The sequence below is a fragment of the Pseudoalteromonas 'SMAR' genome (assembly GCF_048515945.1).
GTDB lineage: Bacteria > Pseudomonadota > Gammaproteobacteria > Enterobacterales > Alteromonadaceae > Pseudoalteromonas.
In genome coordinates, this window is the sequence record NZ_JBLWMW010000045.1 from 1 (window position 1) to 11734 (window position 11734).

7 protein-coding genes are annotated in these 11734 nt (G+C 45.1%); 3 read left to right on the forward strand and 4 right to left on the reverse strand.

Annotation, left to right across the window (positions count from 1 at the left end; translation table 11 throughout):
- Nucleotides 1-268: 268 nt before the first annotated feature.
- From ACNKW2_RS16040 to ACNKW2_RS16055, 4 genes are all read right to left on the reverse strand, one after another.
- On the reverse strand, nt 269-1771 hold the full coding sequence (locus tag ACNKW2_RS16040; RefSeq protein WP_419149464.1) for a SpoVR family protein: 1503 nt from the start codon (nt 1769-1771) through the stop codon (nt 269-271).
- 20 nt (nt 1772-1791) lie between these two features.
- Nucleotides 1792-3075 (reverse strand): YeaH/YhbH family protein, encoded by a 1284-nt coding sequence (locus ACNKW2_RS16045; RefSeq protein WP_419149465.1) that lies wholly within the window; start codon nt 3073-3075, stop codon nt 1792-1794.
- A gap of 25 nt (nt 3076-3100) precedes the next feature.
- A complete protein-coding gene (locus tag ACNKW2_RS16050; RefSeq protein WP_419149466.1) occupies nt 3101-5023 on the reverse strand; it encodes a PrkA family serine protein kinase in 1923 nt (640 codons plus the stop codon).
- Nucleotides 5024-5209: 186 nt separating this feature from the next.
- A complete protein-coding gene (locus ACNKW2_RS16055) occupies nt 5210-5791 on the reverse strand; it encodes a Fe-Mn family superoxide dismutase (RefSeq protein WP_419149467.1) in 582 nt (193 codons plus the stop codon).
- A 347-nt stretch (nt 5792-6138) separates the two neighbouring features.
- On the opposite strand from ACNKW2_RS16055, the gene ACNKW2_RS16060 reads away from it, so the two are divergent.
- The 3 genes from ACNKW2_RS16060 to gltB all read left to right on the forward strand — a co-directional run bounded on the left by ACNKW2_RS16060 (nt 6139) and on the right by gltB (nt 11726).
- On the forward strand, nt 6139-6486 hold the full coding sequence (locus ACNKW2_RS16060) for a Grx4 family monothiol glutaredoxin (RefSeq protein WP_336565850.1): 348 nt from the start codon (nt 6139-6141) through the stop codon (nt 6484-6486).
- Nucleotides 6487-6595: 109 nt separating this feature from the next.
- Nucleotides 6596-6796 carry a hypothetical protein gene (locus ACNKW2_RS16065; protein WP_419149468.1) on the forward strand — a complete coding sequence of 67 codons (201 nt, stop codon included), beginning with the start codon at nt 6596-6598 and terminating at the stop codon, nt 6794-6796.
- 472 nt (nt 6797-7268) lie between these two features.
- Complete coding sequence (gene gltB / locus ACNKW2_RS16070) at nt 7269-11726, forward strand: glutamate synthase large subunit (RefSeq protein WP_419149469.1); 4458 nt, start codon at nt 7269-7271, stop codon at nt 11724-11726.
- Nucleotides 11727-11734 lie beyond the last annotated feature (8 nt).

Below are 11734 nucleotides of genomic sequence, written 5' to 3' on the forward strand. Positions count from 1 at the left end.
GATGTGTAATCGGGAGTGGATAAAATTGATTTAATCTTTATGCGGATTGGTATAAAACTGCCAGTTCATTTTTATGCAGGCACAATAACGGAAAACAGTGCGATAAAGCTGTACCAATAAATGAAAGCAGTGATATGACGCTTTAGCGGTATGGTTCACCGCTACAGCCAGCTTAAAGTAGTTACTAACCAAGACGAGTAGGAGATGACGGACACCTCAACAAGCTAGATACAGGTTAAAAAGTAATACCACTGCTTTGCCAATGGTGCTATTCCGTATCTTCCAAAGGGCAGTGGGCAATTTCCTCAACCATACCTTCTTCACTTACTTGCTCCAGCCTTACTTTAAACCCCCATAAGCGGTAAAGGTGTTTAATTACCTCTTGCTTTGAATCAGCAAGAGGGATGCCCCCTTGTGGCACATAGCGCAAGGTTAAAGAGCGGTCGCCGCGAACATCAACATCATAAACCTGAATGTTAGGCTCATGGTTACTTAAGTTGTATTGTGCTGAGAGCGCACTGCGAAGCTGTTGGTAGCCCATTTCATCATGGATGGGGCCCACCTCTAAGTGCGGCGATTTTTGCTTATCTACAATGGTAAACAGCTTAAAATCACGCATCAGCTTTGGCGACAAAAACTGACTGATAAAGCTTTCGTCTTTGAAATTTTGCATGGCAAAGTGCAAGGTTTCTAGCCAGTCAGCGCCGGCAAATTCAGGGAACCATTGTTTGTCTTCAGCCGTTGGGCTTTCACAAATGCGGCGAATATCCACCATCATGTTAAAGCCTAAAGCATAGGGGTTTATGCCCGAGTAAAACTTACTGTTGTAAGGAGGTTGATACACCACATTGGTGTGGCTTTGCAGAAACTCCAACATAAAGGCGTCACTTAATTTTCCCTCATCATAGAGGTGATTTAAGATGGTGTAGTGCCAAAACGTGGCCCAGCCTTCATTCATTACCTGAGTTTGTCGTTGCGGGTAAAAATATTGTGATACTTTACGTACAATACGAATTATCTCACGCTGCCAAGACTCCAGCAGTGGCGCATTCTTTTCAATAAAATAGAGAATATTTTCTTGTGGTTCAGAAGGAAAACGCTGGCGCTTATCGATTGCTTCGTCCTCGCCTTTTGGAATTGTGCGCCACAACTCATTGACTTGAGATTGTAAATAATCTTCCCGCTCCTTTTGCCGCTTTTGTTCTTCAAACATAGAGATCCGCTGCGGCCGTTTATAGCGGTCAACACCATAGTTCATCAGGGCGTGGCAAGAATCGATTAAGTTTTCGACTTCGTCAATGCCATATTTTTCTTCACACTCGGCAACGTAATTTTTTGCGAACAGTAAATAATCAATGATGGAGGAAGCGTCGGTCCAAGTCTTAAACAGGTAATTACCTTTAAAAAACGAGTTATGACCATAACTGGCGTGGGCCATGACCAAGGCTTGCATTGGCATGGTGTTTTCTTCCATCAAATAGGCAATACAAGGGTCAGAATTGATGACAATTTCATAAGCCAGGCCCATTTGCCCACGCTTATAAGTTTGCTCTGTTTGAATAAACTTTTTACCATAAGACCAATGAGCGTAACCAATTGGCATACCCACACTGGAATAGGCATCCATCATTTGTTCTGCGGTGATCACTTCAATTTGGTTAGGGTATGTGTCCAGCTTATAGTGCTGGGCAACTCGAGCAATTTCTTGATGATATTCATCAAGCAAGTCAAAGGTCCAGTCAGGACCATCATCTAGCGGCTGGTATGTCATGGCACAACCTCCGAAACTCTTTACGCGGCACTTTGTTTGTCTTTGTTTTTCTTAAACAGCTCTCTGAAGATAGGATAAATATCTTCAACACTGCGAATGTGCTGCATAGCAAAATTATCAAATGTATCAGCAAGCCCTTGATATTCACGCCATAGGCTTTGATGCGCTCGGGTAGTGATTTCAATATAGGCATAATAACGCACAATATTGAGCAGTTTGTTGCTGAGGATTTGTGTACATTGCGGCGAATCATCAGCCCAGTTATCACCATCAGAAGCCTGTGCTGCATAGATGTTCCAGTCGCCTTGGGCGTAGCGCTCTTGAATTATCTCATCCATTAACTTGAGGGCGCTGGATACGATGGTGCCCCCGGTTTCTTGAGAGTAGAAAAACTCTTGCTCATCGACCTCTTTTGCTTGAGTGTGATGGCGAATATAGACGACTTCAATGTCTTTGTAGGTGCGCGTTAAAAATTGATAGAGCAAAATGTAAAAACGTTTTGCCATGTCTTTGGTTGCCTGATCCATTGACCCTGAAACATCCATCAGACAAAACATAACCGCTTTGCTGGTGGGGTGAGGGCGACGCTCGTAATTGCGAAAACGCAAATCATAGTCATCAATAAACGGCACGGCTGCAATCTGTTCTTTGAGGACTTGAATACGTTGTTCGATATCGCTAATTTTTTGTTGTGGTGGCACAGGCTCGGCCAACATCTGCTCAAGCTCTTCCTCGAGCTCTCTAAGCTCTTTTCGCTTAGTTGAGGTCATGGCAATTCGTCTTGCCATTGAGCCTTTGAGGCTGCGCACAATATCTAGGTTACTGGGCATACCATCATTACAAAATCCGGCTCGATGAGTTTTCATTTGCATCAGTTTATCAAGCTGGCTTTGCTGTAGATTGGGTAATTCTAAGTCTTCAAACAATAAGTCTAAATACTCATCTTTAGAAATAGAAAACACAAAGTCGTCTTGTCCTTCACCTTGGTCGCTTGCTTCTCCTTCGCCGGCACCGCCGCCTTGGCCTGAGGGGGGACGCTGAATTTTGTCGCCAGTAGAGAACTGATCATTACCTGGATGAACCATTTCTCTGTCGCCCCCTTTACCTTGATGAAAGGTGGGTTCACTGATGTCTTTTTGCGGAATGGAAATACTTTCTCCGCTAGAAACATCGGTCACGCTGCGTTTGTTAATGGCCTCTGACACCGCCTTTTTTATCTGCTTTTTGTAGCGACGGATAAAGCGTTGGCGGTTCAGAGTGCTCTTATTTTTGCCGTTTAAGCGGCGATCGATAAAATGCGCCATATAAACCCCTCTTCATACTAACAAGTTACTGTGACTTCCTAACCCGTAAATACCATTCGGATAGTAAGCGAACTTGTTTTTGCGTGTAGCCTTTATCAACCATACGGTTGACGAAGTCCTCATGCTTTTTCTGATCTTCAGCTGAGGTTTTGGCATTAAACGAAATAACAGGGAGTAAATCTTCGGTATTGGAGAACATTTTTTTCTCAATCACCGTTCTTAACTTCTCATAGCTGGTCCAGACAGGGTTCTCGCCATTATGGTGAGCTCTTGCACGTAGGACAAAGTTGACGATTTCATTGCGAAAATCTTTCGGGTTTGAAATCCCAGCCGGTTTTTCAATTTTCTCTAACTCGGCATTGAGTGCTGCTCGATCAAACAACTGACCGGTGTCTGGGTCACGATATTCTTGGTCTTGGATCCAGAAGTCTGCATAGGTGACATAGCGGTCAAAAATATTCTGACCATACTCAGAATACGACTCTAGGTAGGCTGTTTGCAGCTCTTTGCCAATAAACTCCACGTACTGCGGAATGAGATAGCCTTTTAAGTGGCTTAGGTAGCGCTCTTGAACTTCAGCACTAAATTGTTCACGTTCAATTTGTTGCTCTAAGACATAGAATAAGTGTACTGGGTTAGCGGCCACTTCACTGTGATCAAAGTTAAACACTCGAGACAAAATCTTAAAGGCAAAGCGTGTGGAAAGTCCGTTCATGCCTTCATCTACACCGGCATAGTCACGATACTCCTGATAAGACTTCGCTTTGGGATCCGTGTCTTTCAGGCTTTCGCCATCGTATACTCGCATCTTCGAGTAAATACTGGAGTTTTCCGGCTCCTTGATGCGCGATAAGGTAGAGAACTTGGCCAGGGTTTCTAATGTCCCAGGGGCACAGGGTGCCTCTCTTAGTTCACTGTTTTCAATGAGCTTTTCGTAAATCTTAACTTCTTCGGAAACGCGCAAGCAGTAAGGCACTTTGACAATATAAACACGGTCTAAAAATGCCTCGTTGTTTTTATTGTTTTTAAAGGTTTGCCATTCAGACTCGTTAGAGTGAGCCAGAATAAGGCCACTAAATGGCAATGCTGAAATGCCCTCAGTGCCGTTATAGTTGCCTTCTTGGGTGGCAGTTAAGAGCGGGTGCAGCACCTTAATCGGGGCTTTAAACATCTCAACAAACTCCATCAGCCCTTGGTTGGCTAAACACAAGGCGCCAGAGTAGGCATAAGCATCGGGGTCGTTTTGTGCAAAATGCTCTAATTTACGAATGTCCACTTTACCAACCAAGGCAGAAATATCTTGGTTGTTTTCATCGCCAGGCTCGGTTTTAGCAATCGCAACTTGATCTAAAATAGACGGGTAGCGTTTGACCACCTTAAACTTAGTGATGTCACCGTTGTATTCATGGAGACGTTTGGTGGCCCAAGGTGACATAATGGTTTTTATGTAACGTGTGGGAATACCGTATTCTTTTTCCAGTAATTCAGCATCTTCATGGGGGCTAAATAGGCATAATGGGTGGTCGTTTACCGGTGAGCCTTTTAAGGTATAGATAGGTACCTTTTGCATTAAGTACTTGAGCTTTTCAGCAATAGAAGACTTACCACCACCCACAGGACCTAGCAAATAAAGCACTTGTTTACATTCTTCTAAGCCTTGAGCAGCATGCTTTAGGTAAGAGACAATTTGTTCAATCGCATCTTCCATACCGTAAAACTCATTGAAAGCCGGATAGCGAGCAACCACGCGATTAGAGAACAAGCGGCTGAGCCGAGCGTCTTTTGACGTGTCTATCATTTCGGGTTCGCCAATGGCCATTAAGAGTCGCTCTGGGGCGCTGGCATAGGCAGATTTATCATTTTTACAGATCTCGAGAAATTCCGCGATGGTGTACTCTTCTTCTTGCGCGGCTTCATATCTGGCCTGATAATGTTCAAAAATTGTCATAACGACCTCCAATAAGCTACTTTGCGTGGATTGCGGATCACTGATTAGGAAAGATACTTAAAGCTTAGTCGTGATATGAAATAATACCCAAAAAAAACCAGATTTTTTATGTATTAATGTTAAGTTACAGGCACGAAAAAGGGCGCCTTAGCGCCCCCATTATTGCATCAATTATGATAGTCGATGTTACGCTAGGTTGCTGTTAGCAAAGTCCCAGTTAACAAGCGCCCAGAAACCTTTTAGGTAATCAGGACGAACATTACGGTAATCGATGTAATATGCGTGTTCCCAAAGATCCACAGTTAGGATTGGTGTCACACCATCTTCTGTTAGTGGAGTTGCCGCATTTGAAGTGTTAACAATATCTAGAGAACCGTCAGCAAGCTGTACTAACCAAGTCCAGCTTGAACCAAAGTTGTTTACTGCTTTGTCATTGAACGCTTCTTGGAACGCTGCAAAAGAGCCCCATTTTGCGTTAATAAGCTCAGCAACTTTACCTGTAGGCTCGCCACCAGCATTTGGTGCTAGGCTGTGCCAGTAGAAAGTGTGGTTCCAGATCTGTGCAGCATTATTGAAAACACCACCTTCAGAGTTACATACGATCTCTTCTAGTGATTTTCCTTCTAAGTCAGTACCTTCAACAAGACCATTTAGCTTAGTCACATACGTATTGTGATGTTTGCCGTGATGGTATTCTAACGTTTCTTGAGAGATGTGCGGCTCAAGAGCGTTTATTGCATAAGGTAGTGACGGTAGTTCAAATGCCATATTAATCTCCATTTTTTTGGTTAATTTGCCAATCGTGATACGAAAGGTAGCCGAGTTCGGCCCACTTTTCTATACGATCGACCTATATAGTGATACTATAATTCCTGACTATTTTACTCAAGTTTTAGCAAACAGCAATGTGTGCTCATAACTTAATGACTCATAATACACATTCTATGTGAATATAGGTCGATTATCTGCAGTGATAACGCCTGGCTGATTACTTTTAGGGCGTTGTATCTTGTGGCAGCGAGTTTACGGTTTAATCCGCGCTTAACTGTAAGGTATACTGCAGCAAATCGTGCTTATGAAATGAGTAACGGGCTATCGTCATTTTGAGGTAACTAATGGAAACTATTGACAAGATTAAACAACAGATCGAAGAAAACCCAATTTTACTCTACATGAAAGGGTCACCTAAGCTTCCTAATTGTGGTTTTTCTTCACAAGCATCACAAGCGCTAATGGCATGTGGCGAACAATTTGCCTATGTAGATGTGCTGCTTAACCCAGACATCCGTGCTGAACTTCCACACTACGCTAACTGGCCAACGTTCCCACAACTGTGGGTAGAAGGTGAACTCATTGGTGGTTGTGACATCATCATTGAGATGTTCCAAAAAGGTGAGCTTCAACCTTTAATCGCAGAAACTGCTGCGAAGTACAAAAAAGACGAAGAAGAAGCTGCACAGTAATCGCATTTGTAGCAATTGGCAAAATTGACACTTTAATTAAGCGAATTGCTATTAGGCAGAGGCGACTCTGCCTTTTTCCTACCTTTATACATTCATTAACATTCACCCAATGTCAGCAGTAAGTGTATACCCACTTAGTATTAAAAATATCTTAGCCACTCAAGCCAACAGCTGTTACAGCTTTTCTGCAAACACTCTCAGTGGTGCCGCGAAGCTCCCTGGCCACAGCATGCCTCATTACCGAGCAGAGCTTACTGACGCGAAACTTAAGATCCCGATTAATCATTACTTTGTCTGTTGCCAGCGTTAATTCCTGTCATTGTGATAAGCAACAACTGGTCGCGGCTGAAACATAAAACAGTCACTTTATTTACTTATACTTTACGTGCACGTAAACCTTAGCTATGAGCTTTATTGCATAGATAATCATCTGCGGTCTTGAATCGTACGTTTTTCAAGGTGAATGAAAAACGGAGTTAGTGAATATTTATTCATTAGGTTCTTGGTTTACGTTTACGTTAACGTCTCTTTTTTAGTTTTTTATCGTTAAACTTCCTTGATTGATACCGGTGTCATTTTGCAAATCTATGGTATATATTTTCAAAATGATAAAATATAGGCTAATTGGCTAACTTGTCTTACCAATGAGAAATATTCAAGATAATGAATATGTATTCATTTTTGTGTTGACTCGAGTTGCAATCAAGGCTAATTTTGGATATCTGCCAGCAGCTCGCCATATCGCAATAGGCTGTTGGTTGTTGTAGCAAGGGGGAGGGGTCATGTTATACGACTCAAAACTAGAAAAAGATAATTGTGGATTTGGCTTAATCGCGCACGTTAGTGGCCAGCCCAGTCACAAATTGATCCGTACAGCCATTACTGGCCTAGACCGTATGGAGCACCGCGGTGGCATATCTGCCGATGGTAAAACAGGTGATGGCTGCGGACTATTATTACAAAAGCCAGACAGCTTTTTTCGAGCTATCGCGGCGGAAAACAATTGGCACATAGGAAAAAATTATGCCGTAGGTATGATTTTCCTTAATCAAGACGACGAATTAGCAGCACAAGCATGCCAGGTTATTGAACAAGAATTAGAAAAAGAAACCTTAACCACGATTGGCTGGCGTGAAGTGCCCACCGATCCATCCATGTTAGGGCCAATTGCTAAGGCACAGTTACCGCAATTTAAGCAAGTGTTTGTCGGCGCCCCTGAAGGTTGGCGGCCAAAAGACTTAGAGCGCCGCTTGTACATTGCCAGACGCCGAATTGAAAAGCGCTTAGAGCAAGATGAACAGTTTTACATTTGCAGCCTTTCAGGTTTAGTGACCGTCTATAAAGGCTTAATGATGCCTGCTGACCTGCCCACTTTTTACAGTGACTTGGCAGACATGCGTATGACTAGCGCAATCTGTGTGTTTCACCAGCGTTTCTCAACCAACACTCAACCACGCTGGCCATTGGCTCAACCATTCCGATACTTAGCTCATAATGGTGAAATTAATACCATTCAAGGTAACCGCCAATGGGCACAAGCACGAGCGTATAAATTTGCATCGCCGTTACTGCCTGATTTACAAAGCGCCGCGCCTTTTGTCAATGAGACCGGTTCGGATTCCTCCAGTCTGGATAATATGCTGGAACTATTTCTAGCGGGTGGTATGGATTTATTCCGTGCTATGCGTATGTTAGTGCCCCCTGCATGGCAAAAAAACCGTGCCATGGACGAAGACTTAAGAGCGTTTTACGATTTTAACTCGATGCACATGGAGCCTTGGGATGGTCCTGCCGGAATTGTCATGTCAGATGGTCGCTTTGCGGCATGTAACCTCGATAGAAACGGCTTACGACCGGCGCGTTATGTACTGACTCAAGATGGTTTTATTACTTTAGCCTCTGAGGTGGGAATTTGGGATTATGCCCCTGACGAAGTCATTGAAAAAGGCAGGGTGGGTCCTGGTGAATTATTGGTTGTCGATACTCTACACGGCAAGATTTGGCAGTCCGATGAAATCGATCAAGACCTGAAATCGCGTCACCCGTATAAAACCTGGCTAGAACAAAATGTCAAACGCCTCACCCCATTTGAAGCGCTGGATGAACAAGCCGCGGGTAAGCGAGACCTAACCGATCAGCAACTATTAACCTATCAAAAGCAATTTGGCTATACCAACGAAGAGCTGGATCAAGTTATCCGGGTAATGGGGCAAAATGGTCAAGAGGCCACAGGTTCAATGGGTGATGATACGCCATTTGCCGTGCTTTCTGAGGGCCACCGTTCAATTTACGACTACTTTAGACAAAAGTTTGCGCAGGTGACCAATCCGCCCATCGATCCACTGCGAGAAAACCATGTGATGTCGTTGGCCACTTGTATTGGCCGCGAGCAAAATGTTTTTAACGAAACCACCGGTCACGCAAAACGCTTGCAATTTGCTTCACCGGTACTGACGTTCTCGGATATGCAACAGCTGCTGCAAGCGGATGACGAGCATTATTGCGCCTGCAAAATCTCGTTAATTTACGATCCTGAAGAGTCATTACAACAGGCGATCAATCGAGTTTGCCAAGAAGCGACTGACAAGGCGCGTAGCGGTTGTGTTATGGTGGTGCTCAGTGACCGAGACATCGCCGCAGGGAAACAGGTGATCCCTGCCGCAATGGCCGTGGGCGCTGTGCAGCGCCGCTTAATTGCTGAGAATTTGCGTTGCGACGCCAATATTATCATTGAAACCGGCAGCGCCAGAGACCCTCATCAGTTTGCTGTATTGTTGGGCTTTGGAGCTACAGCTATCTATCCTTACCTCGCTTATGAAACCCTAGTGGCTATGTGCGACAAGCAAATCATTGCCAAGTCGTATCGTGAGGTGACCTTATCTTATCGCGGTGCTATCAATAAGGGCCTTTACAAGATAATGTCGAAGATGGGGATCAGCACGGTTGCCTCTTACCGTTGCTCGATGTTATTTGAAGCCGTAGGCCTGTCTGATGAAGTGGTTGAGCTGTGCTTCAAAGGCGTGGCGAATCGCATCAAAGGCGCCTGCTTTGACGATTTTGCTCTTGAGCAGCAACAGCTTAACAAATTGGCGTTTAGTCAGCGTAAGCTGCTGTCTCACGGTGGTTTATTAAAGTATGTCCATGGTGGTGAGTACCATGCGTACAACCCCGACGTGGTACAAACACTGCAAACCGCGGTGCGCTCAGGTAACTACCAAGATTACATTAAATACGCGGATCTGGTTAATAAACGACCCGTTACTAACTTAAGAGACATGCTAAAACTCAAAGCCAATCAAGCAGCGATTAGCATTGATGAGGTCGAGCCGGCCACAGAGCTGTACAAACGGTTTGACTCCGCGGCCATGAGTATTGGCGCGTTATCACCGGAAGCACACGAAGCCTTGGCTATTGCCATGAACCGTTTAGGTGGTTGCTCTAACTCTGGTGAAGGCGGCGAAGATAAACTGCGCTTTGGCACCGAGAAAAACTCTCGTATCAAGCAAGTGGCATCGGGGCGTTTTGGTGTAACACCGCATTACTTGCGTTCTGCTGATGTAATTCAAATTAAAGTGGCGCAAGGGGCCAAGCCTGGAGAAGGGGGTCAGTTACCCGGTGAAAAGGTAACTCCATATATTGCCAAGCTGCGCTACTCTGTGCCTGGTGTGACGTTAATTTCACCACCACCACATCACGACATTTATTCAATAGAAGATTTAGCTCAGCTCATTTTTGATTTGAAGCAGGTTAACCCTGAGGCGATGATCTCTGTCAAACTGGTATCAGAACCAGGGGTGGGTACCATCGCCACTGGGGTAGCAAAAGCGTACGCTGATTTAATCACCATCGCAGGCTACGACGGCGGTACTGGGGCAAGCCCGCTAACGTCGGTCAAGTATGCTGGCAGCCCATGGGAGTTGGGCTTAGCAGAAACGCAACAAGCGTTAGTGGAAAACGGTCTGCGTCACCGCATTCGTTTACAAACCGATGGTGGCTTAAAAACCGGTTTAGATATCATTAAAGCGGCCATTCTTGGCGCTGAAAGCTTTGGCTTTGGTACTGGCCCCATGGTGGCGCTAGGCTGTAAATACCTAAGAATTTGCCACCTAAATAACTGTGCTACCGGTGTCGCAACTCAAGACGATACCCTGCGACAGAAGCATTATCATGGCTTGCCAGAAATGGCGATGAATTACTTTAAGTTTATCGCTCAAGAAGCTCGTGAGTTAATGGCGTCAGTTGGGGTAACTAAGCTCACCGATTTAATTGGTCGTACCGACTTGTTAGAAGTCATAGAGGGCAATACCGCCAAGCAGAAGAAGCTAGACTTAACGCCGCTGCTAGCACAACCGCGCAATCCTTCTAACGAAGCGCTGCACTGTACCCATCAGAACCCTTCACATTACAGTGGGGCACTGAACGAGAGCTTATTGGCAAAAGCAAAAACCGCCATTGAGGAAAAAACCGGTATTTCACTGGTGAGTCGTATTGCGAATACCGACAGGTCCATTGGCGGAATGCTGTCGGGGTATATCGCCAGCATCCATGGTAACCAAGGGATGGCTGCCGATCCGGTGGCGCTAGAGCTGCACGGTACCGCAGGGCAGTCCTTTGGGGTATGGAATGCAGGAGGCCTTGAGATGACACTGGTAGGCGATGCCAATGATTATGTTGGTAAAGGCATGGCCGGGGGCAAGCTGGTGATCCGCCCACCGGTGGGATCGAGTTTTGCTTCACATCAAGCGGCTATCATTGGTAATACATGCTTATACGGTGCCACCGGCGGTAAGTTGTTTGCTGCAGGCCGAGCGGGGGAGCGTTTTGCCGTACGTAACTCAGGCTGCCAAGGGGTGGTTGAAGGACTTGGTGATAATGGTTGTGAGTATATGACCGGTGGTGTGGTGTGTGTGCTAGGTCAGGTTGGCGTAAACTTTGGCGCCGGAATGACTGGCGGCTTTGCTTATGTGTTAGATGAGAAAGGCGATTTTGAAAAACGCATTAACCCAGAGCTGGTTGAAGTAGTGGAATTACAGCCTCTGGCTTCACACCAAGAACACCTAAGAGGATTGATTGTTGACCATTTAGAAGCAACGAGCTCGGGTCGCGCTGAGCAAATTCTAGCGAACTTTGAACTGTATTTACCCATGTTCAAATTAGTGAAACCTAAGTCAAGCGATGTTAATAGCTTACTGGGTCACCGTGCACGCAGTAGTGCAGAGCTAAGAATTCAAGCGCAGTAGGAGAGCCA